Source organism: Aliidiomarina sp. (genome assembly GCF_047920995.1).
GTDB lineage: Bacteria > Pseudomonadota > Gammaproteobacteria > Enterobacterales > Alteromonadaceae > Aliidiomarina.
On the sequence record NZ_JBLRWZ010000034.1, the window covers coordinates 1 to 25,552 of the forward strand.

At 48.3% G+C, this 25,552-nt stretch carries 22 protein-coding genes; 8 read left to right on the forward strand and 14 right to left on the reverse strand.

What is annotated here, in order from left to right; translation table 11 throughout:
• Positions 1-4: 4 nt before the first annotated feature.
• From panC to sfsA, 7 genes are all read right to left on the reverse strand, one after another.
• Complete coding sequence (panC, locus tag ACNA7P_RS09210; RefSeq protein ID WP_416258335.1) at positions 5-883, reverse strand: pantoate--beta-alanine ligase; 879 nt, start codon at positions 881-883, stop codon at positions 5-7.
• A 69-nt stretch (positions 884-952) separates the two neighbouring features.
• Positions 953-1,750 carry a 3-methyl-2-oxobutanoate hydroxymethyltransferase gene (gene panB, locus ACNA7P_RS09215; protein WP_416258336.1) on the reverse strand — a complete coding sequence of 266 codons (798 nt, stop codon included), beginning with the start codon at positions 1,748-1,750 and terminating at the stop codon, positions 953-955.
• Between the two features lie 26 nt (positions 1,751-1,776).
• Complete coding sequence (folK, locus tag ACNA7P_RS09220) at positions 1,777-2,310, reverse strand: 2-amino-4-hydroxy-6-hydroxymethyldihydropteridine diphosphokinase (RefSeq protein WP_416258337.1); 534 nt, start codon at positions 2,308-2,310, stop codon at positions 1,777-1,779.
• A 5-nt stretch (positions 2,311-2,315) separates the two neighbouring features.
• Complete coding sequence (pcnB, locus tag ACNA7P_RS09225) at positions 2,316-3,689, reverse strand: polynucleotide adenylyltransferase PcnB (RefSeq protein WP_416258356.1); 1,374 nt, start codon at positions 3,687-3,689, stop codon at positions 2,316-2,318.
• Between the two features lie 139 nt (positions 3,690-3,828).
• Positions 3,829-4,737, reverse strand: a complete 909-nt coding sequence (gluQRS, locus tag ACNA7P_RS09230) for a tRNA glutamyl-Q(34) synthetase GluQRS (RefSeq protein ID WP_416258338.1) — start codon at positions 4,735-4,737, stop codon at positions 3,829-3,831.
• Between the two features lie 13 nt (positions 4,738-4,750).
• On the reverse strand, positions 4,751-5,206 hold the full coding sequence (gene dksA, locus ACNA7P_RS09235; RefSeq protein WP_416258339.1) for an RNA polymerase-binding protein DksA: 456 nt from the start codon (positions 5,204-5,206) through the stop codon (positions 4,751-4,753).
• A gap of 136 nt (positions 5,207-5,342) precedes the next feature.
• Positions 5,343-6,059 (reverse strand): DNA/RNA nuclease SfsA, encoded by a 717-nt coding sequence (sfsA, locus tag ACNA7P_RS09240; RefSeq protein ID WP_416258340.1) that lies wholly within the window; start codon positions 6,057-6,059, stop codon positions 5,343-5,345.
• Between the two features lie 103 nt (positions 6,060-6,162).
• Between sfsA and pepB the strand changes: the two genes are divergently transcribed.
• From pepB to mrcB, 3 genes are read left to right on the forward strand one after another with little or no spacing between them, the layout of a single operon-like run.
• The gene (gene pepB, locus ACNA7P_RS09245; protein ID WP_416258341.1) at positions 6,163-7,461 is read left to right on the forward strand and encodes an aminopeptidase PepB; all 1,299 of its coding nucleotides are present in this window, start codon (positions 6,163-6,165) and stop codon (positions 7,459-7,461) included.
• Between the two features lie 59 nt (positions 7,462-7,520).
• Entirely contained in the window at positions 7,521-10,115 is a 2,595-nt protein-coding gene (hrpB, locus tag ACNA7P_RS09250; RefSeq protein ID WP_416258342.1) for an ATP-dependent helicase HrpB, read from the forward strand.
• Complete coding sequence (gene mrcB, locus ACNA7P_RS09255; RefSeq protein ID WP_416258343.1) at positions 10,112-12,535, forward strand: penicillin-binding protein 1B; 2,424 nt, start codon at positions 10,112-10,114, stop codon at positions 12,533-12,535. Before hrpB ends, mrcB begins: the two co-directional genes overlap by 4 nt.
• Before the next feature lie 74 nt (positions 12,536-12,609).
• Here the strand turns inward: mrcB and ACNA7P_RS09260 are convergent, their stop codons facing one another.
• From ACNA7P_RS09260 to hemJ, 4 genes are all read right to left on the reverse strand, one after another.
• Positions 12,610-14,304, reverse strand: coding sequence for an NAD-dependent malic enzyme (locus ACNA7P_RS09260; protein ID WP_416258344.1), 1,695 nt, complete (start codon positions 14,302-14,304; stop codon positions 12,610-12,612).
• 67 nt (positions 14,305-14,371) lie between these two features.
• Positions 14,372-15,655, reverse strand: coding sequence for a glutamate-1-semialdehyde 2,1-aminomutase (gene hemL, locus ACNA7P_RS09265; RefSeq protein ID WP_416258345.1), 1,284 nt, complete (start codon positions 15,653-15,655; stop codon positions 14,372-14,374).
• Between the two features lie 11 nt (positions 15,656-15,666).
• Positions 15,667-16,683 carry an aspartate carbamoyltransferase gene (locus tag ACNA7P_RS09270; protein WP_416258346.1) on the reverse strand — a complete coding sequence of 339 codons (1,017 nt, stop codon included), beginning with the start codon at positions 16,681-16,683 and terminating at the stop codon, positions 15,667-15,669.
• 82 nt (positions 16,684-16,765) lie between these two features.
• Positions 16,766-17,203 (reverse strand): protoporphyrinogen oxidase HemJ, encoded by a 438-nt coding sequence (gene hemJ / locus ACNA7P_RS09275; RefSeq protein WP_416258347.1) that lies wholly within the window; start codon positions 17,201-17,203, stop codon positions 16,766-16,768.
• A 123-nt stretch (positions 17,204-17,326) separates the two neighbouring features.
• Between hemJ and ACNA7P_RS09280 the strand changes: the two genes are divergently transcribed.
• From ACNA7P_RS09280 to pepQ, 4 genes are all read left to right on the forward strand, one after another.
• Positions 17,327-18,055 (forward strand): DUF6776 family protein, encoded by a 729-nt coding sequence (locus ACNA7P_RS09280; protein WP_416258348.1) that lies wholly within the window; start codon positions 17,327-17,329, stop codon positions 18,053-18,055.
• 79 nt (positions 18,056-18,134) lie between these two features.
• Complete coding sequence (erpA, locus tag ACNA7P_RS09285) at positions 18,135-18,482, forward strand: iron-sulfur cluster insertion protein ErpA (RefSeq protein ID WP_416258349.1); 348 nt, start codon at positions 18,135-18,137, stop codon at positions 18,480-18,482.
• A gap of 253 nt (positions 18,483-18,735) precedes the next feature.
• Positions 18,736-19,182 carry a DUF3718 domain-containing protein gene (locus ACNA7P_RS09290; protein WP_416258350.1) on the forward strand — a complete coding sequence of 149 codons (447 nt, stop codon included), beginning with the start codon at positions 18,736-18,738 and terminating at the stop codon, positions 19,180-19,182.
• A 121-nt stretch (positions 19,183-19,303) separates the two neighbouring features.
• Positions 19,304-20,608: a Xaa-Pro dipeptidase gene (pepQ, locus tag ACNA7P_RS09295; protein ID WP_416258351.1), complete on the forward strand. Its 1,305-nt coding sequence runs from the start codon at positions 19,304-19,306 to the stop codon at positions 20,606-20,608.
• Positions 20,609-20,713: 105 nt separating this feature from the next.
• On the opposite strand, the gene ACNA7P_RS09300 is transcribed toward pepQ, so the two are convergent.
• Together ACNA7P_RS09300 and ACNA7P_RS09305 are read right to left on the reverse strand one after the other, a co-directional pair.
• Positions 20,714-21,898, reverse strand: coding sequence for an anhydro-N-acetylmuramic acid kinase (locus tag ACNA7P_RS09300; protein ID WP_416258352.1), 1,185 nt, complete (start codon positions 21,896-21,898; stop codon positions 20,714-20,716).
• Positions 21,898-23,205 (reverse strand): peptidoglycan DD-metalloendopeptidase family protein, encoded by a 1,308-nt coding sequence (locus ACNA7P_RS09305; RefSeq protein ID WP_416258353.1) that lies wholly within the window; start codon positions 23,203-23,205, stop codon positions 21,898-21,900. Before ACNA7P_RS09305 ends, ACNA7P_RS09300 begins: the two co-directional genes overlap by 1 nt.
• A gap of 251 nt (positions 23,206-23,456) precedes the next feature.
• Here ACNA7P_RS09305 and tyrS point away from each other — a divergent pair, with 251 nt between their 5' ends.
• Positions 23,457-24,656: a tyrosine--tRNA ligase gene (tyrS, locus tag ACNA7P_RS09310; protein WP_416258354.1), complete on the forward strand. Its 1,200-nt coding sequence runs from the start codon at positions 23,457-23,459 to the stop codon at positions 24,654-24,656.
• Positions 24,657-24,722: 66 nt separating this feature from the next.
• Here the strand turns inward: tyrS and ACNA7P_RS09315 are convergent, their stop codons facing one another.
• The gene (locus ACNA7P_RS09315) at positions 24,723-25,541 is read right to left on the reverse strand and encodes a symmetrical bis(5'-nucleosyl)-tetraphosphatase (RefSeq protein WP_416258355.1); all 819 of its coding nucleotides are present in this window, start codon (positions 25,539-25,541) and stop codon (positions 24,723-24,725) included.
• Positions 25,542-25,552: the final 11 nt, after the last annotated feature.

The window sequence follows — 25,552 nt, forward strand, 5'->3', positions numbered from 1 at the left end:
GCCGCTACTGTGCGCCAAGCGTAAGGCTTACTTCAAGATTATCAATAAGCCGAGTTTTGCCCAGGTAGGCAGCTACTAAAATCACCAGTTCACGCTCACCTTCTTTTACTGCTCCTAAATCACGTTGGCTACGAATGCTTACATAATCTGGGGTAAAACCCGCCTGCTTCAACTGCAGTTGGCACCGGCTCTCAACGGTTTTAATTTGTTCTTCGCTCACGCTAGTTGCATGCTGTTGCAAAGCAGTTGCAGCGCTTTGCATGGTGCGGTAAATAGCGGTTGCTTGCTCGCGTTCGGCCGCCGCTAAGTAGCCATTTCGCGAGCTTAGCGCTAAGCCATTGCTGGCACGCTCAGTAGCTACACCGTGAATGATTACCGGCATCGAAAGATCATCCACCATAAGGCGAATTACCATCAGTTGCTGATAATCTTTTTTGCCAAATACCGCATGATCAGGCTGTACCATATTGAACAGCTTGTTCACGATAGTGGCCACACCGCGAAAATGCCCGGGCCTTGAAGCTCCGCAAAGAATATCGCTGATCGCTGGCACTTCAATAAAGGTTTGCTCGGCTAAACCACGTGGGTACACCATATCAGTAGTAGGCGTAAATACCGCATGCGCTCCTGCTTGTTCGAGTTTTTCCATATCAGCGGCAAGGGTACGCGGATAGCTATCCAAATCTTCGTTAGCGCCAAACTGCATTGGGTTTACATAAATACTTACGATCACTTTATCAGCAAGTGTTTTGGCATGCTCCACTAAGCGTAAATGACCAGCATGTAAGTTGCCCATGGTGGGCACAAAAGCCACACTGGCCCGCTCATTTGCCCAGGCCGTACGGGTGTTTCGAAGCGCTTCAAGGGTGCTTAGCTGTAGCATAACGATTTCTCTGTTCTGTAGTGCGATTCAGTGCAACACGGTTGGTGCAGCTTAATCTGGACATCGCTGCTATTCAGCGAAGCTATGTTCGGGCCCCGGAAAACTTCCATCTCGCACTGCACTTACATAAGCGCTAACAGCGGCGGCAAGGCTATCGTGGCCGGTTAAAAAGTTTTTGGTGAATTTAGGTAAATAATCCGCGTTCATACCAAGCATATCGTGCATTACCAAAATTTGCCCATCGGTGCGGTTGCCGGCACCAATGCCGATTACCGGCATGTTTACGGCTTGTGAAACGCGCTCACCAACATCACTTGGAATGCATTCCACAACAGCTAATTGCGCACCAGCAGCTTCTAGCGCTTGGGCATCATGTACTAATTTATCGGCCGCTTCACTATTGCGCCCTTGCACCTTATAGCCGCCAATTACATTTACGGATTGCGGTAATAAGCCAAGATGCGCACATACTGGAATTCCTTGGCGCGTTAATGCGGTTACGATCGGCACTAGCCATTCGCCACCTTCAAGTTTTACCATGTTGGCACCAGCACGCATAAGTGTTGCTGCTTCTTGGCAGGCGGTAGCCACATCCGGATAGCTCATAAACGGCATGTCGGCGATAACAAATGCATTTTTAGCGCCATTGCGAACACAGGTAGTGTGGTAGGCCACATCTTGCGTGGTTACCGGTAAGGTAGAATCAAGCCCTTGCAACACCATTCCCAGTGAATCACCTACCAGCATCACATCCACACCGTTATCCGCAAAAAGTTTTGCGAAGCTCGCATCATAGGCGGTAAGGGCGGTAATTTTCTTGCCCTCTTGCTTCATTTTGAGTAATCCAGCAGTACGAATTCGGCTCATAGCGTGGTCCTGTGTATTGGTTTCACCTAAAGTGAAGTAATGGGTGGGTGAGCAATAATGTGTAAACCATTCTTAGGAATGTTGGCTGCCGCCCACTGTACTGAGTTTCCGCTAGGTAAATCAAGTGTTGGTGCAATTTCAGCGAGTGGAATTAATACAAACTCGCGTAACTCGAGGCCAGGATGAGGCACGCTTAAGCGCGAGGTTTGCATCGTTAACGGGGCGTTGTTTTGATACAGCAGCAGAATATCTAAATCGAGGGTGCGTGGCCCCCAATGCTGGTTGCGCACTCTACCATGCTGATTTTCAATCTGTTGCAGTAAATCTAGGAGTTCAAGGGGAGCCAGTTCACTCTGCAATGTAGCAACTGCATTAGTGTAATCGGGTTGATCTTGCGGCCCCATGGGCTTGCTTTGATATAGCGAAGAGCATTGCACCGCGCTAATGTGGGGATGCTGAGCAAGCGCATTCAGCGCGCTGGTAATGGCTTGCTCTGGGGTTGCTAAGTTCGCCCCAAGGCCAATGTAGCAACGATATGGTGCCACTGAGCTAGTACTCATGAGTGCTACCCGTTATTACCGGTGCTACCACCTGTGCTTGGCCCCGATTTCCGGCGATTCGGGCCACGTTTACGTGGGCGCCGAGCTGATTTCGGTTTGGTGCCAGTTGCTTGAACTTCGTTCGGGTTTTGTTTCTGATAATCGGTCCAGAACTTACCAAGCTCAATCAGTTCTTTATTATTTTCCACCTTGCCGCGCAGTAGCAAGAAATCATAGCCAGCGCGAAACTTAGGATGGCTAAGTAAGCGCAACGCACGGCGCGGATGAGTTTGTTGCAACCTGAGTTGCAACAACCAAATATCACGCATGGGAATACTGAAGCGCTTAGGAATAGAAATACTGCGGGATTGCCGGCTGAGCGTATCAGCAGCAGCAATTTGCATCGCATCGTATATTGGTAAACCACTTTCTTGCACAATTTCATCGGCGCGCGCCGACATTGGGTACCACAACAAGGCGGCAAATAAATAGGCCGGATTTACGCCCTTATCGATACCAAGGCGTTGATCCGTATCGGCAAATACTTGGTTGGCAATGCGGTATTCAAGGCTATCATGTTGCTTCAACGGTGCTTTCAGTACCGGAAATAGATATTGGAACAAATTCAGTTCCGTAAGGCGTTCGAAGTTTGCTTGCGCACGATTGGCCAAGAATAACTTTAAGAACTCTTCAAACAAACGCGCGGGCGGAATGTTATCCAACAAACCCGATAAGCGTTTAATCGGCTCTTCTGTTTGTTGTTCAATTCGCAAACCCAGTTTAGTGGCGAAACGAACAGCCCGTAACATCCGTACCGGATCTTCCCGGTAGCGTTGCTCTGGGTCGCCTAATAAACGCACTAGCCCTTGTTCTAAATCGGCGATACCGTTGGCGAAATCATAAATCGCGAAATCGGCAATTGAGTAATACAGTGCATTAATAGTGAAATCGCGGCGCTGGGCATCTTCTTCAATAGTGCCGTACACATTATCGCGCACCAACATACCATCTTCATTTTGTTTGGAGATGTTTTGGCCACTATCACTTTCATCGGAATGATGGCCACGAAAGGTTGCTACTTCAATGATATCTCGGCCATATACAATGTGTGCTAAGCGAAAGCGGCGGCCGATGAGGCGGCAATTACGGAATAAGCTACGAATTTGCTCAGGGCTGGCATTAGTGGCCACATCAAAATCTTTCGGTACTACCCCAAGTAACAAATCACGCACGCAACCGCCCACTAGGTAGGCTTCGAAGCCACCTTTGTGTAAACGGTATAATACCTTCAGGGCATTTTCAGAAATGTCATTGCGCGAAATAGGGTGCTTCGAGCGTGGTATTTTGATTGGTTCAGGTAACACTTCAGCTACTGCACTCACGCTTTTAGCGGGCAGCATTTTTTTAGCAAATTTAGCGAGTTGCTTAATAATCGCCATACTCCTTATAAACTCATTTAGCGGTGCACTCGTTGCACAAATTGGCGGCAATTTTAACCTACTTTTATGCTAGCAGCCATTCGTTTCATGAACCACGCAGTTATTCTTTTGCAAAACCGGCCTCAGGCGTACTTGCATACCTGCCCTGCCAAGCGTGCGCCGCAATCTGCAAATATGCTTCCAGCGAATCGTATTCGTTTGGGTGCGGTAATTTAAGGCCCAGCGCATTACTTGCCATATGTAAGTTCTCTGCCGCATTCGCCGCGATAATGGGCGTTGCATGATTCTGCTTACTGAGCTTGCGGCCATCCTCACCAAGGATAAGAGGCAAGTGCGCTAAACGCGGCAGAGAAACGCCTTTATCGAGTTGGCTAAAAATTTGCCAAAGGGTAAGTTGCCAACCACTGGCGTGCAATAAATCTTCGCCACGTACAATATCAGTAATTCCGCTGGCATAATCATCTGCCACTACAGCCAGTTGATAAGCCCATAATTGGTCGCGGCGGCGCAGTACAAAATCTTCATTCGCTAATGCAGGTGCTAACTGTACGCTACCATGCCAACGATCAAAGAATTGTTGCACTGGGTTTAGATTAAGCAGGCGAACAGCAGCGCCATTAGGGGCCCGCTGCAAATTACGGCAAAAGCCATCGTAATGATTACCGCGTGCTTTAATTTCGGCTCGTGTGCAGGTACAAAAATAGGTAAGCCCTGCAGCTTGTAGTTGCTGAAGGCGTTGTAGATAGCGCGGCGAATTTTGGCTTTGCCAGGTAACAGGCTCATCCCAATACAAACCGTGGCTTTCAAGTTGCTGCAAAATGGTATCGGCTGCACCCGCAATTTCACGAGGTGGATCGATATCTTCAATGCGCACTAGCCAAGTGCCGTGATGAGCGCGGGCATCGAGGTAGCTACCTAAAGCAGCTACCAACGAACCAGCATGCAGCGGCCCGGAAGGGCTAGGGGCGAACCGCCCACGATAGCTAGGAACCGCTGCTGGTGTTGCCATAGGCATTTGGCAATTAATGCCCTTTCATTTGCTTTTCGCGGATTTCGGCAAGGCTCTTACAATCGATACATAAATCAGCTGTAGGCCGAGCTTCTAAACGCCGAATACCAATTTCAATGCCGCAAGATTCGCAGTAACCGAAATCATTGCGCTCAATTAGCTCGAGCGTTTTTTCGATTTTCTTAATCAGCTTACGCTCCCGATCCCGGGTACGTAGCTCAATCGCAAACTCTTCTTCTTGCGCTGCACGATCAACTGGATCAGCGTAATTCGAAGCTTCTTCCTTCAAATGCCCAACGGTGCGATCCACTTCTTCGCGTAACTGCGAGCGCCAGGCTTGGAGAATACGGCGAAAGTGCTCACGTTGCGCATCATTCATGTATTCTTCGCCTGCTTTCTCTTGGTATGGCGATAAATCAGCCATAGCCAAAACCCCGTGCGCTTTCTTTTCCTTAGCCGCATCAGACATGTTTTCAATCCTCCAGGAGGCGATACCTACCTAAAAATAAGCCCACTCAAATAAAAAGATGGGTATGTATATCAGAATAAAATAAGGCGTGCAATTTAATCGCCAGCGGCCTTAGTTGGGGCACATTACGCAAATTTCAAGGTTGCTGCTGTGAATTACTGCCAGTACAAACAATTTTTTTCTCACTAATGTTAAAGAATACTTCGATGATTTCCACACCGGCTGCTTTGGCTTCTGCTAGTAGCTCGCTATAGCGTGGGTCTATATGTACAGCAGGACGCACATTTTGGATCGCAGAATGCAACACCGCATATACCAATACCGCGCGATAACCTTCAGCCCGCATTGCCATTAGCGCCGCTAGATGTTTGTGCCCTCGAGTAGACACTGCGTCGGGAAAGTATCCTTGGCCATCTTCGCACAGGGTTACACTTTTCACTTCTACGAAGGCATCAGCAGCACTGCCCGCACTCAATTTAATATCCACGCGGCTATTCTCGGCATACTTCACTTCCCGTTGTAGGGTGGCGTAGCCGTTTAACTCAGCAATGTGGCCATCGTGAATGGCTTGCTCTACTAAACTATTGGCGCGGCCCGTATTCACGCATATCCAATCACCGCTTTTGGTATGGGTAAGCTCCCAAGTATGGGGGTATTTGCGGTTTTTGTTGCTACTTGTGCTAAACCAAATCGTGCTGCCGGGTTCAGCGCAACCTGTCATTGCACCGGTGTTGGGGCAGTGAATGGTAATCACATCACCAGCATTTGTTTCAATATCAGCCAAGAAACGTTTGTATCTTCGGTGTAGAATAGCGTTATTCAAAGGGGCATTGTGTGGCAGTTCAAATTGCATCGGCACTTGCTTTCCCGTTACAGTGTTAATTCAAAGTGTGAAAGTTTCGATTAGCAACTTTCCTGCTTTATGATTCCAGGCAAAATACGCGGAGATTATTATTATGTCTAGTGCAGTACCGGTTCACTTAACAGAAACGCCAGCCCCAGCTCATTATCGCGGCACTAGCCGTTGTTATTTAAATGATGCTGGTATGCATGTAATTTTACAGGGCGATGAAGCGTTGTTATTACGCAGCATTCAACAAGCAGGGCGTAAGCTTGAGCAACTAGGAATCACCGAGATTGAGCCAGTAGGAAGTAACTGGAATGTAGATCGACAGTGGGCGTTAAGTATGGGCTTTACAGATACCAAAAGCACCAACCAGGTAAACTTCCAAGCTGCAGATAAACCGCAACTGCAGGCGATTACCGAAGCAAGCCGGTGGGCACGAGAGCTGATTAATTTACCATCTGCAGAAATCTATCCAGAAGAGTTGTGCGAGCGGGTAGTGGAAAAACTTACCCAAGCCGCTGGTAAGCACATCTCCCATCGCTTGGTTGCTGGCGATGCGTTATTAGAAGAGGGTTGGTATGGCATTCATACGGTTGGCCGCGCCAGTAAACGCGCTCCAGCGTTATTAGAGCTTGATTTTAATCCAACCGGTGATGATAGTGCCGCAATTGATTTTGCCTTAATTGGTAAAGGAATTACGTTCGATACGGGCGGATACAGCATTAAAAGTAACGAAGGCATGGTGGCAATGAAGTGCGATATGGGTGGCGCAGCCACTGTTGCAGCAGCACTTCTGTTGGCTATTAAAAATGGCCTGAACAAACGCGTAAAACTGCTACTGTGCTGTGCTGAAAACATGATTGATGGTACCGCTTATAAAAATGGCGATATCATTACTTACAAGAATGGCGTTACTGTGGAAATTGTAAACACGGATGCTGAAGGCCGAGTTGTGTTAGCGGATGGTTTATTACGTGCTGGCGAATTGGGTGCGAAGCGCATTATTGATGCCGCTACGTTAACGGGCGCAGCGCAAGTTGCTGTAGGTACAGAATATAATGCGTTATTCAGTGTAGATGAAGAGTTCGCCGAGTTCGCATTGCAAGCAGCGAAAGCGGAAGCTGAACCATTGTGGCGTTTACCACTTACCCCATGGCATCAAGATAACTGCCCTTCAGCGTTTGCCGATACGGCGAATAGTAAGCCAATTAAAGGCGGTGGTGCCGGCGGTGCTAGTAACGCAGCGGGCTTCTTATTACGATTTGCTCCTGAACAAGGCAAAGGCTGGTTACATTTCGATTTAGCCGGTGCTTACCATGGCACTGCCAATGGCTTGTGGGCCGCAGGCGCCACTGGTTTGGGTATACGCAACATCGCGCGAATTTTAAACACGTACAATGAAGCGTAAGTGAACTTCGTATAGGGGCTCTGTGGAGCCCCTTGTTGTAAGCACAACGATAGGTGCATATGAGCACATCTACATTGCCGGTTACGGCGATTATTCCCGAATTATTGCCAGCTCTGGCAAACCACGTATGTATTTTGCAAGCGCCTCCTGGTGCAGGTAAATCCACCGCAATCCCTTTAGCTTTATTGGCGGCATTGCCCATTGCCGATCAGCAACTGATTATTTTAGTTCAGCCACGTAGAGTGGCAGCCGTAAGTATTGCCCATTATCTGGCCGAAACACTCGGTGAGCAGGTAGGCGAGCGGGTAGGGTATTGGGTTCGGCAGGAGCGTAAGAATTCTGCAAAAACAAGGCTGTTGGTGGTTACTGATGGTATGTTAACGCGCATGTTACAACGCAATCCTGAGCTGCCCGATGTGGGGCTTATTATCTTTGATGAGTTCCATGAACGAAACTTGCATTGTGATCTTGGGCTCGCCCTCGCATTGGAAGCGCGTGAGTTAAAACCAGAATTGCAGTTGTTGATCATGTCGGCAACATTGCCGGGAGCGGCACTAGCGCAATGGCTAACGCAGCAAGATGTAGCAAACCAAGTGTTTCACAGTTCTGGGCGGCAGTTTCCAATACAGCATTATTACCGTTCGCCTGCGCACTCTGCCGATTGGCTTAAAGCGATGCCGGCGGTGATTTACGAAGCGCTAGCATTAGCCGAGCAGGGCGTGTTGGTGTTCTTGCCTGGTCAGCGCGAAATTCGTTGGTTACGGCAACAGCTGTCGTTTGCTAACGAGGTGTGCTGTATCGAATTGTATGGTGGTTTGGCACTGGCAGAACAGCGTGTGGCCCTTACCCCGTTAGCGAAGGGGCAAGGGATTAAATTGGTGCTCGCTACCAATGTGGCGGAAACGAGTTTAACCATCCCAGATATTGATGTTGTAGTTGATAGCGGCCGTGAACGACAAGCGAAGTATTTGCCGAAATACCAATTTACTCAGTTACAAACTCGTTACATCTCTCAAGCGGCGGCAACCCAACGCGCTGGAAGGGCAGGAAGAACCGGCCCTGGGCATTGTTTTCGCATGTGGCCAGAGGGAATGCAGCAAGGCTTTGCGGCGTATGCGGTGCCAGCCATTGAGAGTGAAGATTTACGCAGCTTGGTGATGGAAGCATGTGCTTGGGGTAGCGCGCCAGAACACATGGCCTGGTTCACGCCGCCACCGGCCAACGCGTTGCATTCTGCTCGGTTGCAGTTGTGTGCCAGCGGCTTGCTTGCACAGAAACCAACGCAACAGGATGCGTATCAGCTTACCGATATCGGCCGAGCAGCTCAGCGCTTTGGTGCCGATATTGATGTGGCAAATATGCTGGCGCTAGTTACTGAAACACCGCGTTATGCTGAGAATGTGGCCTATCGCCAAGCAGCGGCGCTATTGGCAGGCCATTTTGATGCGCAGGAGCATCGTGAACCGGGAGAGCTGCGAGATGTGTTGCAAGAGTTGCTCGCAGCCGCGAAGGTTGGGGTGGCGAGGAATAACAAGGGCACTCAGGGATATCGGCAAACGCAGCGGCGCTTGGCGCATTGGTGTACGGTACTAAAAGTACAATTGCCGGAACATGTGCCCAGCAACGAAATTTTAGCCGAACTACTGCTACAGGTAATGCCAAAACGCCTATGCCAGTTGCAAACTCGCTCGGTGAGCTCTGGTAAAAGTGGTGCGGTTGCGAGCCGCTATCAAATGGCTACCGGTGTAGCCTTGCAGCCTGCAGGCGGCGCTCAGGCAGAATGGCCGCAGTGGTACTTAGCAACGCAATTAAGTTGGCAAGAAAAAGATAACGAAGCCCGAATGTGGCAGGGCTTAGCATTATCGGATACTTGGCTAAAAGAGTGGGTAGCGAAATCGATACCGGTTACGGAAAGTTGGCGCTGGCAGGGGAACAAAGGCACGTTGCAGTTAGTGGCCGAGCAACGCTTAGGTGCGTTGTTATTTAGCGAACAAGCACTTACTGCCGAGCCGAATGAAGAGCAGCGCTTGGCTGCAGTAGCAGAGGTTATTAAAGCGCGCGGTACAGCACTATTTTCCGCTATGGATAACGAATGGCTGTTGCGGGTAAAGATGGCCGCGCAAGAATTAAATTTATCAGCCGCCGATTGGCAGCCGAGCCAGTTAGTAGCAAATTTTTCGGCCTGGGCAATACCGTATTTGATGGGTGTGAAAACCTACCAGCAGGCATTGGCTTGGCAACCGCGTGAAGCATTACGCGCCTATTTTGGGCAAGCCACAAATTACCAGGGTGAGCAACAGCTGGCTGAACTTTTGCCTCTTGTGTGGCAAGCGCCCAGTGGCCGCAGCCATAAAATTGGGTATGAGCAGCATGGTGCTGCTGTGTGCGCGCTGAAACTGCAAGAGGTATTCGGTACACCCATATCGCCGCGGCTTTTACGTGGTAACTTGGTGCTTACATTTGAATTGTTATCACCTGCTGGAAGGCCGTTACAGAAAACGAATGATTTGGCTTCATTCTGGCGCAATGGTTATGTAGATGTTCGCAAAGAAATGCGCGGGCGTTACCCGAAGCACCCATGGCCAGAACACCCTGAATCGGCACAGGCAACACATTTAACGAAACGTGCATTAGGAAACCAAGAGCAACGATGAGCAAGAAACAACCATCGCGCCCAGCAAAGCGCTCGCAAAAAGTAAGCAAGGGTAATGCTGGTAAAACTGCGCATAAGCAGAAAACGCAACGCAGCTGGCAACGCAGGCTGTTTGGGGTGCTGTGGAAGCTGGCAGTATTGGGCCTGGTGTTGCTAGTGTTCTATCTCATGTATTTAGACACAATGCTGAGTAAACGTTTTGCCAATGCACGTTACGAGGCTCCGGCACTGCTGTATAGCCGAGCAATGGTAATTGATACCCAGCAACAACTGCAGCGTGAGGAGATTCTTCGCGAGTTGCAAACTCTTGATTATCGCAATAGCCGTTATGCGCGGAATCCTGGCGAATATCAGCAACAGGGCAATGATCTCTTGGTGTTTCGCCGCGCTTTTGATTTTCCTGATCGGGTAGAGCCGGGTGTAAGAATTCGTTTGCGGTTTAGCGCAAATGGGCAATTGGTTGGCTTAGAAAGCTGGCCAGAGCAACAGGCGTTGAACGAGATTCGCTTAGAGCCGCAGCTGATTGGCAGATTTGCTTCTGATAATAATGAAGATCGCCTGTTGGTTGGTTTGGAGCAAGTGCCGGTATTGATGCAAGACACCTTATTATTGGTAGAAGATCAGGATTTCTACCATCACTTTGGTATTAAACCCAGCTCAATAGTACGCGCGGCATTGGTCAATATTGCGGCAAGACGCACAGTACAGGGTGGTAGCACCATCACCCAGCAGCTGATTAAGAATATGTATTTAACCCATGATCAAACCATTCGGCGGAAAATTAATGAAGCCTTTATGGCACTCATTCTTGATTATCGGTTTAGCAAAGATGAAATTCTGGAAGCCTATTTTAACGAGGTGTACTTTGGCCAAGATCGCGGCCATGCAATTCATGGTATCGGCTTGGCGAGCCAGTTTTTCTATGGCAAAACTCCAGAGGATCTAACTCCTGCCGAGATTGCCATGTTGATTGGTATGGTAAAAGGGCCTTCCTTATATAACCCCTATCGGAACTCAGAGCGAGCTCAAGATCGACGTGATTTGGTGCTGCGCTTGATGTATAGCGGCGATTTAATCAGCCAAACGCAGTATCTTGCGGCAATTGAAGCACCTTTAGTAACCCGAGCTAGCAATCGTTTGGTAGCCCGCCAGCGTGCCGATTATGTTGATTACGTGCAGCGTGAGCTGCGCGAACTCGTGCCGGGGAATGCCTGGCAAGAAACCGGGTTGCGTGTATTTACGTACTTTGATCCTTGGCTGCAAACTATGTTGGAGCATGCGGTAGTGGAGCGTATGCAAGAACTACCGGATACCGAAGTGCAGGCTGCTGCAGTGGTTACCGATCATCAAACCGGCACTCTACGTGCAATGGTGGGTGGGCGCGTGCGCGTGCAAGGCGGCTTTAATCGCGCCTTCCAAGCGCGTCGCCAGATTGGCTCACTCATTAAGCCATTCGTGTATACCTTGGCACTCGAAGATTCAGCAGAGTTCAGCTTAGCTACCATTTTGGATGATAGTGAACTCAGTTTGCGTAACGAGCGCGGCGATGAGTGGCGGCCCAGTAACTTTGATAATGAGTTTTTAGGGCCTTTACCGCTTTATCAGAGCTGGCTTGATTCACGGAATATTCCGGCAATCCAAACCGCGCTGGCAATAACACCGGCGAAAGTTCGGGAAAGGCTATATAGCATGGGAGCAACTGGAGCAATTCATGCGTACCCATCGCTGGCGCTTGGCACCATTGATTTGAGCCCGGTGCAGGTGAATCAGTTATATGGCTTTTTAGCCAACCACGGCAAAGGATATGCCCTTAGTAGTATTGCTGGCATTACTACCCATCGTGGCGAGCTGGTTTATTTAGATCAGCGAGAACCCCACCGAGTGTTCAGCGAAGAAGCCGCATACTTGGCTAGATACGCATCTTTCGGCGTGGTGGAGTACGGTACGGGACGAATGTTAGGCCGAGAGATACGAGAGCCGTTAGGTGGTAAAACAGGATCTACCAACGAACTGCGCGATAGCTGGTTCGTATCCTTTGATAACCAGTACATCCTCACCGTATGGCTCGGCAGAGATGATAATCAACCGATTGGCTTAACTGGCAGCCATGGCGGTATTCCTGTGGCTCAGCGGTTATGGCAGCAAACAGGAGTGCGGGCGTTAGATTTAACACCGCCCAACAATGTGCAGATGTATGCATGGAATGCCGATACCGGCATTTGGCTTGCTGAACATTGCTTCGCTAATACTACCCGCGTTAGCTCTCGGCCCGATAGCGTGCGCTTACCCGGTATAACTCGGCCTGAATATGCCACGGTAGATTGCAGCGAGTATGAACAACAAGTGCAGGAAGCATTGCAGGAAAAAACCGAAGAAGAGCGGCCACGAAGTTGGTGGCGGCGAGTTTTCTCTGGTGGTTAATCGTTAATCACTAGGAATAAAAATGCCGAGCATGTAGCTCGGCATTTTTGTAGCACTTTATATTAAGCGCGGAATTAAATACTCACCCGTTTGTACTCGCGATAGTGCGCACGCCAGAAGTTGTTTGCAATACGCTGCTCTAACACCTCATCGGTAAGCTCAAGTGCATGGCCTTGCTCTTGCGCCACCTTGCCCACTGCAAATGCAATTTTCTTACTCAGCTCGGCAATTTCAGTAATCGCAGGCAACAAGTGGTTCGATTCCCCATTTGCTAATGGCGATGCCTCTGCCAAGGTGCGGCTTGCTGCAACTAGCATCTCTTCAGTAATGCGGGTTGCTTTTACCGCCAATACACCGAGGCCGATGCCAGGGAAAATATAACTATTGTTGCATTGAGCAATGGGGTACGTAGTTTTTCCGCGATGCACAGGTGCAAAAGGGCTGCCTGTTGCCACCACAGCATCACCATTGGTCCATTCCAATACATCGCTCGGCAGCGCCTCTACCCGGCTTGAAGGGTTGGAAAGCGGGAAGATGATTGGCGCTGGTGTGTATTGGTGCATGGCCCGAATTACTTGTTCTGTGAATAGTCCAGGCTGCCCAGAAACACCGATGAGCACTGTAGGCTGCGCACAGTGCATTACATCAAGTAATGAGGCGAAATTACCGCTGTATTGCCAATCTGCAAGCGCGGCTTTGCTCTGCACCAGTTCTTCTTGGAAATCGCGCAGGCCTTCCATTCCCTCGGTAAGTAACCCGAAGCGATCTACCATAAAAATTCGTGCTTTTGCTTCTTCGCGGCTAAGGCCTTCTGAACACATATGCGAAATAATATGCTCGGCAATACCACAGCCCGCTGATCCTGAGCCTACAAATACTACTTTTTGCTCAGAAAGCTTTTGCCCGGTTGATTTACAGGCCGCCAACAAAGTACCTGCGGTAACCGCAGCTGTGCCCTGAATATCATCGTTAAAGCAGCATACCTGATCTTGGTAACGGCGCAGGATAGGCATCGCCGTTTGCTGGGCGAAATCCTCAAACTGAATCATTACGTTTGGCCAACGGCGTTTTACAGCTTGAATAAATGTATCTACGAAATCATCGTATTCTTTACCCGTTATCCGTTTATGGCGAGCGCCCATATACATCGGATCATTGAGTAGTTTTTCATTGTTGGTACCAACATCTAGCATTACTGGCAAGGTATAGGCTGGGCTAATACCACCGCATGCGGTGTAGAGTGAAAGCTTACCTATAGGAATGCCCATGCCGCCAATTCCCTGATCGCCAAGCCCCAATATGCGCTCGCCATCAGTAACTACAATTACTTTTACGTTGCGTTTAGTGGCGTTGCGCAAAATGTCGTCCATTTGCTCACGCTCGGCGTAGGAAATAAATAGCCCTCGCGAACTACGGTAAATATCCGAGAACTTTTCGCATGCATTGCCCACTGTGGGTGTGTAGATAATGGGCATCATTTCTTCAAGATGCTTGCTAACCAACTTATGAAACATGGTTTCATTGTTATCTTGAATGGCACGCAAATAAATATGCTTGTTCAGCGGTGTATCGAAGCTTTGGTATTGCATGTAGGCGCGATTTACTTGCTCTTCAATAGTTTCATAGCGCGGCGGCAATAACCCGGTAAGGTTAAATGCGATGCGCTCTTCGCGAGTAAACGCGCTGCCTTTATTTAGCAGTGGTGTTTCTAACAACGAAGGCCCTGCGTGTGGAATATATAACGGGCCTTTTGAACGTTCGCTACTCATGCTTTCTCCAACAACTGCAATAAATTCTTACTAACTATAGCGTATTTGCTTTGCGTGCCTGGTATGTTCACTTCAACAAGGTGAAAGCATGCTCGGCAACTTGTAATGTTTCTTCGATATCAGTTTCACTGTGAGCAAGCGACATAAAGCCGGCTTCATAAGCGCTTGGAGCTAAGTACACGCCACGTTTCAGCATTTCATGATAGAAGGTGCGGAAGTGATCCATGTTGCAGTGAGTTGCTTGCTCATAGGTGGTTACTTTTGCTTCTTCACTGAAGAAGAACCCGAACATGCCGCCGGCTTGGCTAGTGGTAAATGGAATACCTTTGGCGTCGGCAATTTCCTGCAGGCCAGAAGTAAGTTCGGTAACCCGGCTTTCTAATTGTTGATATAAAGAGCCTGAGTTTAATAAATTCAGAGCGGCTAACCCGGCTGCCATTGCAACGGGATTACCCGATAAAGTTCCTGCCTGATAAACCGGACCCATTGGTGCAATATGGTCCATAATTTCGCGTTTACCGCCAAAGGCGCCAACGGGCATACCACCGCCGATTACTTTACCTAAACAGGTTAAATCAGGGGTTACATTAAAGAATTCTTGCGCACCCCCACGAGCAACGCGGAAGCCGGTCATTACTTCATCAAAAATAAGTACCGCGCCATATTCATCACAAATTGCCCGCAAGCCTTCTAAAAACCCTGGCTCTGGTAAAATTAAATTCATATTGCCAGCTACTGGCTCAACGATAATACAGGCAATTTGTTCGCCTAAATCCGCAAATACTTGGCGAACTTCATCTAGGTTATTAAAGCTAACCGTAAGTGTATGCTTGGCGCAGTCTGCCGGAATGCCTGGGGAATTTGGCACACCTAAAGTAAGGGCGCCAGAACCTGCTTTTACTAGCAACGAATCGGCATGGCCATGATAGCAGCCTTCAAACTTAAGGATTTTATCGCGCCCGGTATAGCCGCGCGCTAAGCGAATAGCGCTCATAGTTGCTTCAGTACCAGAATTCACCATGCGCACTTTCTCAATGGAAGGCACCATAGAAATTACTTTTTCAGCCATGGTAATTTCAGCCGAAGTAGGGGTGCCAAAGCTCAAACCACGCTCTGCGGCTTCAATAGCGGCATCACGAATTTCTGGGTGGTTGTGGCCAAGAATCATAGGCCCCCACGAGCCGATATAATCGATGTAACGATTGCCATCTACATCGAACAAGTAGGCGCCTTGAGCACGCTCAATAAAAATAGGAGTGCCGCCTACGCCTTTAAAGGCGCGCACCGGGGAATTTACCCCACCAGGAATTGAAAGTTGTGCTTTTTGAAATAGATCTTCGGAACGAGACATGCAATAACCTCTTAACTATTGGCTTTGTCGCTATACCAAATAACATCGGTATCGTAGCGGCTAACAAGGTGTTCAACTCCAAGCGTAGCGGCAAATAGTGCCATACGGATTAACACGCCGTTATCGGCTTGGCGAAAAATCGCTAAATTTGGGTTTTGGTTCAAATCATTATCAAGCTCATTCGCTTCGGCACGAGAATCACGCGGAAGTGGGTGCATGATCACCGTATTGGGCTTGTAATGCTTGGTATATATTTCACTATTCAAACGAAACCGGCCACGATATTTATCTGCTTCATCTAGGCTAGTAAAGCGCTCTTGTTGAATACGTGTTTGGTACACGATATCGGTGTCTAGAGAGCCGGCAAGTTCATTTACCTGCTGCACTTGATGCCCAGCATTGGTAAGTAAATCTACGATATACCCTGGCATTGCCAATTCTGGTGGTGAAACCAAGGTAAGGCGAATATTCGTAAACATGCATAACAATTTCGACAAAGAATGTACGGTACGCCCATATTTGAGATCACCAATCATGCAAATATGCATACCATCAATACGGCAGCCGTGGTCGGAAAGCTCTTTTTCAATGGTGTATAAATCGAGTAGCGCTTGGGTAGGGTGCTCATTGTCACCGTCACCACCATTAATTACCGGTACGCGGCTGCCTTCAGCAAATTCGGCAACAGAGCCGGCTTTAGGGTGGCGCATGGCAATCACATCGCTGTAGCTCGATAGTACCCGAGCGGTATCAAATAGCGATTCCCCTTTGGCTAGCGCCGAACTTTCCATACCGGTGGTTTCGCGTACTTCACCGCCGAGTAAGTTGAACGCTGTACCAAAGCTCACTCGTGTGCGCGTTGAGGGCTCAAAAAAGAGATTGCCTAAAATAGCGCCATCAAGTACCCGAGTACGTTTACGCCGATGAGCATAGGGCTCCATAAGATCAGCAATACGGAAAATATGCTCGATTGCCTCTCGATTAAACTGGTCAACCGAGAGTATGTTTGCGCCGGTAAAATTCATCATTTGCGAAGGTTCCAACGTGATAGGCTGTTGGGGCTGTAGCATAGCAGAAAGCCGCCGCATGAGAAATGCTGGCGGCCTCAGTTTAGGGCTTTAATACGGCTAAAATGATAATGATAAATAATAAAATCACCGGCATTTCGTTAAACCAACGGAACCAACGCCCTGAGCGGGTGATTTGATCATTCTTAAAATCGCGCAGCAAGGTAAAGCAATATAAGTGGTACACCACGAGCACAAGCACTAATGCGAGCTTAATGTGCATCCAGCCACTCATGCGCAACCAATCGAGGCCATAGATATAGATCATGCCGAAGCCAAAAATTAGCGTGAGTACCATAAATGGCGTAATAAAGAAGAGTAGCCGCCGCTCCATAATCTTTAATTGTGCATGTACTTTCGGCTCAACCGATTCGGCATGATAAACAAACAGGCGGGGTAAATAAAAAATGCCCGCGAACCACGCCACCATAAAGATTAGATGTAGCGCTTTAAACCATTGAAAAACTAAGAATTCTGTCATTATGCACCTGTAGTGGTTAAAAGCGCCAAAGCGCTGCTTTCGTAGCCTGTTCATCGAGTTTTAGTTAACATCATGTCGCCAATAATTTAGCATAAGCATCTGCGAAACAATAGGAATCAAAGCATGCACCGGAAACCATCAGAAACACGAGAGCAGAGTGAAACGCGTAGGCTAGTTTTGCTATTTATCGGGATCGCGATAGCGTTTTCTGTTGCAGGCTATTTGGTGGGGAACATCCGCTTGATCTATTTGGAGCAAGAAGCCCGTTTATTTGCGCAGCAACGTGATAGCCTGCACCAACGTATGCAGCAACAAGAATATCGGAGTAACATTCTGCAGGTTGAGCTGGATGTGGAGCGGGCGGCAACGCAAGCGCTGCAACAAGAGCTGCGCCTTACCCAAGATGAGAACGCAAATATTCGCCGCGAGTTAACCTTCTATCAGCGTGTAATGGCGCCTGAATTAAATGCCGATGGCATTAGCATTGATTCTATGACAGTGAATGCCTTACCGGGCACCAATAGCTTCTATTTTCGTTTGATTTTGCTGCAACAAGAACGTATTCAGCAACTTGCCCAAGGCTCGTTACGGTTAACCTTGCGTGGTTTGCGAGATGGCGCACGCCAAGAATACAGCTTGCTCACACTGGCAGGCATAGATGAAGGTTCTACTCAGTTCGTAATGAGTTATTTTTCCTTAACAGAGGGAAGCTTTACATTACCGGAGAATTTTGTGCCAGAAACATTACATGTAAATGTGCGTTCACGGCAAGGCCGACAAACAGAACGCACCTTCCAGTGGCAACAATTAATTACTGCAGAGCCAGAAGAGCAGGAACACAACGCGAATTAAATGCGTAGCTGTTGATCGCTTACCCAGCATAAGCGACAATACGGGTATTGAAGTTTTATTAAGCCTTGGAGCAACCGCGATGAGTGAAGTACAGCAAGCGATGCCGATTGAGTTTTCTGAATCAGCTGCGATTCGAGTGCGGACGTTAATTGCCGAAGAAGAAAATCCACAACTGAAGTTACGCGTGTTCGTTTCCGGCGGCGGTTGTTCTGGTTTCCAGTATGGGTTTACTTTTGATGAAAAAGTGAATCCAGGTGATATGGAAATTCAAAAAGAAGGGGTAACCCTAGTAGTAGATCCAATGAGCCTACAATACTTGGTAGGCGGTGTTGTGGATTATGAAGAAGGGTTGCAAGGTGCGCGATTCTTTGTAAACAACCCAAATGCAACTACCACATGCGGCTGTGGAGCCTCGTTCGCCGTATAATTCTTTGCAAATGTGCATATCCCTGTTGCAAAATTGTACTGCCATGCAGCGCTTGAGTTGCTAGCCCTTGGCCTTAATGAAAGGTTAAAACCTACTTAATTCCTCATAGTATCGATATTTTAACCGGTGAATAATTAACAAAATCGCTACACAAAAGCACTTGCGTTTTTACTCTGTAAGCGAAAAAATGACCAACGATTCAAACACCACACGTTCTTGTAAGTGTATTCTTAGCAAGGTTAAAGGAAGTTTTATGAATCGATGGTTTGTTGTCATCGTTGCTTACATCATCAGTTTACCCTGCTTTGCAAATCCTGCTTTTGCTGGCCAACACGAACCTACTCGGCAATCGGCGCAGTTGAGCCAGATATTGCTGTATCAGGGCTTCGTGGGTGAAAATATTGGCAAAGATATTTGTTACAGCATTAGCGCGGATAATCGCCGCGAATTTCAAAATATCATCGATCGGCATAATCTCAGAATTCGTGGTATGTACACAGCTATTCGCTGTAATGGCCTCACTCTACTGCAGTTCGCAATTATCGCTGAAGCGGCCGACACCGGCTTATTACTTACCCGCAACTTACCGATTCGTTTAATACTCGAACATGATAACAATGGCCATTCCATTTTAGAGTGGGCGGAAACAACGGGGTATGGCAACTCACCTATTATTCGCGCTATCCGCGAACGTTCTTAAGCCACACCTTCAACTAATAGAAACTACCTTTCACCACGCTGCGTTTCAGTGTTAACGCGGAATTTGTTATCATGTGTAGTAGCCGATAGATTTATGTCTGGTTTTAACCCTCGAGGATTCTATGAGTTATTATTTAAAGCATTTGCAAGTAGTTGCCGAACGGTTTGATGAAGCGTTAACGAGCCAAGGCTTTGATAGCGTTTTGATTTATGCTGGGCAACCACGGGTTGCATTCTTAGATGATAATGCCTACCCCTATCGCGTGAATCCATTTTTTAAATATTGGGTACCGGTAACAGAGAGCCCGAAAAGCTTTATTTTTTACCGCAAAGGAGAGAAGCCACGAGTATTCTTGTTTCAAGCTCGGGATTTCTGGCATGCGCAGCCACAACTGCCACCAGGTGAATGGAAAGAAGCCTGTGATGTTACCATTATCGATAATCTCGCTTCTGTGCGCAGTGCATTAGGCAAAGAGCTCGAGAATACCGCATTGCTTGGCGAAACATTCCCGCCAATCGATGAGTGGCCGGTAGCGGCAATTAATCCACAAGGGTTGATTGATCACCTGCATTTCCAACGCGCGGTAAAAACCGAGTGGGAAATCGATAACATGCGCAAGGCTAACGTACTTGCGGCGCGCGGCCATAACGCGGCCCGAGATGCGTTTTTTGCAGGTAAATCGGAATTAGAAATTAATCAGGCGTATTTGCAGGCAATGAAGTTTCGCGAAACGCAGGTGCCGTACAACAGTATTGTGGCGTTGAATCAACACGGTGCGGTATTACACTACGATGTGTACGACCCTGAAGCACCAGCCGAACATCGCTCGTTTTTAATTGATGCAGGCGCCTATTACAACGGCTACTGTGCCGATATCACCCGTAGCTATGCGGCCAAAGATGGCTTTTACGCAGAGCTAATTGAAGCAGTTGATACTGCTGAACAAGCCATTATCGCCGATGTGCAGCCAGGTGTTTCTTATCTTGATTTGCATGTAAGTATGCATCAAAAGATTGCGCAGATTCTCGCAGAGTTTGGTTTCTTCAAAGTAGATGCGAACACAATTTATGAACGCGGTTATACCCGAGCGTTCTTCCCGCATGGCTTGGGCCACTTTATCGGCTTACAGGTGCATGATGTGGGTGGTTTCTTGAAGAATGCCCAAGGTGATGCGTTTGAACGTAATCCGCAGCATCCATTTTTGCGGTTATTGCGTGAAGTAGAAGAAAACCAAGTGTTTACCATTGAACCTGGCATCTACGTAGTAGACCAATTGCTAGAAGAATTTGATGGTAATGAAGATTTCAACTGGAATCGAATTGCGGAGCTGCGCCCATTTGGTGGTGTTCGCATTGAAGACAGTGTGCGCGTAACTGCAAACGGTGCAGAAAATATCACCCGTGATGCGTTTACTAGTTTGCAATAAAGTGTAAGTGCTGGTGGGCGCAATGCCTACCAGCATTTTTTTAAGGCACAATGTTTAAGGCACAGTGTTTAAGGCACAGTGTTTAAGGCACAGTGGGCACAATGTTCAATGGGCGGGGAAATAACCACCTAGAATTGCCGGGCGGCTGGCGCCTGTAACCGAGCTAAGGTTGATTTGTTTACCAGCGCAATGTGCCCAGGCTAACCACGCAAATAGCACGCCTTCAACCCAATCTGGATGAACTCCTAACGCTTCAGTAGTAAGCCATGCCATTTTTGCTGGCGCATTACTCGCATTACTTGCATTACATGCGTTGGTAAGCTCTTGGCAGCGTTTCAGCAGTTGTTTGTTTTGCGCTCCGCCGCCACATACGTAAACTTCCAGTTCAGGCTGCGTAGCAACGCCCGCAAGCTGGATAATCGCATCGGTAAGGCTGCGTGCAGTGAGTTCTAACAATGTTGCCTGTACGTTCTCTGGAGATATCTGCGAACGGCGTTGTAATGCTTTTGCCAGCCAATTCGCTGTGAAGTACTCGCGCCCAGTGCTTTTGGGCCCTTGCCGGTGGAAATAGGGATCGCTAAGCAGCTCGGCAAGCAAAGAGCTATCTGCGGTTCCTTGCGCTGCCCATTCACCATTGCGATCAAATGGCGTATGCAGGTGTTTTTGCACCCAATGGTCCATTAGCGTATTACCAGGCCCAGAATCAAAGCCTATTACCTTGGTAGCTGCACTGTCGTTGGCAATTTGGTGAGGAGGCAGGGCGGTAATGTTGGCAATACCGCCAATATTGGCAATCACCCGATAGCGATCCCGGCTCGCAAAAATCTGTTGGTGTAAAGCGGGCGCTAAGGGCGCACCTTCGCCACCTAAGGCAATGTCTTTCTGCCGAAATTGGCCAACCACATCAATACCTGAAAGCGCTGCGATGGTATGTGGGCAACCGAGTTGTATGCTAAATGCGGGGGTAAGTTCGGGATGGTGGCGAATTGTTTGGCCATGGCTGCCAATGGCTCGAATGTTTTTGGCTTGTAATTGATTACGGCTGAGTAATTCTTGTATGCCAGCTACCACCGCCAGAGCAAACTGGCGGTCGGCAATACCGAAATGCACGATTTCATTGTTACCTGGGGTACATAAAAGTGCACAACGTTGTTGTAAATCAGCAGGTAGTGGCCAGCTTAGCGCGTCGGTTTGTTGTACGTTGCCACTGTTCGTTATGGTGGTAAGAACAATATCCAGCCCATCTAGGCTAGTGCCCGAGAGTACGCCTATATAGTGGCCACCGTGCATTAATCTGCCATCGCAACATAGAAGCGCTTACGGCCTTCGATCATTGCTAACTTCTCATCGGCAATTGCTCTAAAGGCTACCATTTCAGAAGCCGGTAATGATTCGGCTTCAGGCAGATTTACCGTACGCGGATTGCGATGCACGCCATCAACGAGGAATTCATAATGCAAGTGCGCGCCAGTTACCCGGCCAGTGGCACCAACCCTACCAATAACCTGCCCTTGGCGCACGCGCTCGCCGTTTTGTACTTGCCGGCGGCTTAAGTGCAAATATTTAGTAACATAGCGCTCGCCGTGCTGAATGAAAATATAGTGGCCGTTCAGATTGTTATAATTGCTCGCAATTACTCGGCCATCACCAGAGGCCATTACTGGCGTGCCGGTAGGGGCTACATAATCAATGCCGCGATGCGGCGCTACTCGGCCAGTTACAGGGTGTAATCTGCGCGGATTAAACTCTGATGATACGCGGTTAAATGCTACCGGAGCACGTAAGAAGGTTTTCCGCATATTGCGGCCTTCATCGGTGTAGTAATTACCATTCTCGTGCAGAATCGCACGGAAGGTATCACCTTGGTTTTTAAACTCGGCCGCTACGATGCGGCCAGTGCCAACATACTCACCATCAATAAAGCGCTCTTCATAGAGCACGCTAAATTCATCACCGCGGCGAATATCAAGAGCGAAATCCACGTCCCAACCGAATAGTTCGGCAAGGCTCATAATTTGCCCTTGGGTTAAGCCAGCCTGAACCCCAGCATTCCAGAAGTTGCTGGTAATTTCTGCCCGCGCAAAGGCAATGCGCACATCGGTAGTTTTTGCTTCCCGTGTACTGCTATAGGTACCGTCATCTTCGCGAACAATAACGAGAGTATCGGTTTCACTTAAGCGAAAATGTAGCGCCTGCAACTGGTTATCGGCGTCTTTGGCAAAACGTAAGGTATCACCAGGGTGAATGCGGCGCAGCAGGGCTGCATCTTCAGCTTGGGTTAAATCGTGGAGTTGACGTGCACTAAATCCCAAGCGCTGAAAAATACGCGCCATGCTATCGCCAGAGCGAATTTCATAATCTAACCAGGTGTAATCGCCGGTGGCGGCTTGCTCAGGCGCAGAGGTTTCGCCCAAGTGCAGTTCTAAATCGTAGCGTATGCCAGGCTCGAGTGCTTCGAACTTAGCCATATCGCGAGAAGCCTGCGCTTGTTCACTGGGCCACACGAGCAATACGAGTAGCAGCAAACTTACGCTGGCGATAATAATTTGATGGCGCCTTGGTAAGCGTTGGAAAAAAGATTGAATTGGCTTCACCATGGTGTTCTGGTCCTCTGTACTTCGTTCCGGCGCGCTTATTGTGAGTTGCTTTGTACAAAAAGTAAACGTTTGCCGCGTGTATTGTTCGACATCAGGGGAACGCATTTTAATTGATTGCTAGTGTCGCTTTGTTGCTATCATAGCATTATTCTTTAAATAAGCAGAAATTCAGCGCTTAAAAGCATCTGCTGATTCAAGTAGAATGCAGGATAACAAAAAAGTTCAGCGCATTTGAGTAAATTGGAGTAAAGATGAGTAAATCGGTTGCGGAAGCCCTTGCGTTAATTACCCGCGGTGTAGATGAAGTTCTGGTAGAACAGGAGCTTAAAGATAAATTATCAGAGAATCGCCAGCTTATTGTAAAGGCGGGGTTTGATCCAACAGCACCAGATTTACACTTAGGCCATACGGTTTTAATTAATAAGCTGCGAATTTTTCAAGAGCTCGGCCATAAAGTGGTGTTTTTGATTGGTGATTTCACCGGCATGATAGGTGATCCCACCGGCAAAAATGTAACCCGTAAGCCACTTAGCCGAGAAGATGTGCTCGCGAATGCGGAAACGTATAAAGAGCAGGTATTTAAAATTCTGGATGCTGAAAAAACCGAAGTGCGCTTTAACAGTGAGTGGATGAATAAGCTTGGCGCGGCGGGAATGATTAAATTAGCTTCACGGCAAACTGTTGCCCGCATGCTGGAACGGGATGATTTTAAGAAGCGCTATCAAGGCGGCCAACCCATTGCCATCCACGAGTTCATCTACCCTTTGGTACAAGGCTGGGATTCGGTAGAATTGCGGGCTGATATCGAAATGGGTGGTACTGATCAACGTTTTAACTTATTGATGGGGCGAGAGCTGCAGAAAGAGGAAGGGCAACGGCCACAAACGGTAATTACTGTGCCGCTGCTCGAAGGCCTAGATGGCGTGCAGAAGATGTCAAAATCGCTGGGTAATTACGTAGGCATTACCGATGCCCCGAACGATATGTTCGGTAAAATCATGTCGGTTTCCGATGATCTTATGTGGAAATACTTCGATTTACTCAGCTTCCGCAGTGACGAAGAACTCGCTGAACTGAAACAGCAGGTTGCTAATGGGGCAAACCCGCGCGACGCGAAAGTAGCGTTGGCGAAAGAATTAATTGCGCGTTTTCACAGTGAAGCCGATGCGCAAGCGGCTGAGCAAGATTTCATTCAACGTTTCCAGAAAAATGCAATTCCAGACGAAATGCCAGAAGTTAGCTTCACGTTAGCAGAAGAAGAGCGCGGTTTGGCGAATGTATTGAAAGAAGCGGGCTTAGTGGTTTCCACATCAGAAGCGATGCGCATGGTAAAACAAAATGCCGTACGCATTGATGGTGAGAAAGTATCTGATGCACGCGTTACGTTGCCGTTAGGTACTGCCGTATATCAAGTGGGTAAGCGCAAATTTGCACGGATTACCTTGGCGTAGCGCTTAGCTCCTTGCAAAATAGGCCTGTTTGAGTAGCGCAGCATACTACGCAAAGCTTATCTAGAATCAGCGTAGCCAGCCCGGCACGCTGATTTTTTTATTACCCTCAACATCCAAGAGAGTAAGCGATTCGCCCCACACACAGCCCGTATCGAGGGCAATAACATCGCTTCGGGAACTGTGCCCCATTAAACTTGCCCAGTGGCCAAATGCAATGCGCCAATGGCTTTGTGGCCAGGCGGAAAACCAAGGCATCAAAGTGCTGCTGGCAGGTAGCTCTGCCGGTGGTGATTTTTCGGTTAAATCTAATGCTAATGATTGTTTTTCCAGATAGCGCATGCGGGTGAATACATTCACGATAAACCGCCAGCGCTCAACCCCAGCTAAATCTTCATGCCATAATACCGGATGATTACCATACATCTGCTCCAGAAACTGCACAAAGTTATTGCTACGTAAAACGAGTTCTACTTCTTGGGCATGGCCAGCGGCTTCATCAACGCTCCACTGAGGATGAATACCCGCATGGGTAACGATTAACGATTGTGTTGCATCAGCTAATAAAAGCGGCTGTTTGCGCAGCCACTCTATCCAGAAATCACGGCTTTCTGAGTGCAGTAAGCTTGCGGTGTTATCTTTGGGGTTCGGCCGGCGCAACTCGCATAACACGGCTAATGCGTGTAAATCATGATTACCAAGAACGGTTTGCAATGCTGGCCCCAAATCGGCTAAAAACTCTAGCGTAGCTTGTGCATTCGGGCCTCTGCCAATTAAATCACCTACCGCCCAAAGTTGATCGTAACGGGGATTAAATTCAACCTTGGCAAGTAACTTCTGCAGTGGTTGCAGGCAGCCGTGAATATCACCAACTACGTAATGGGCCATAACTTAACTGC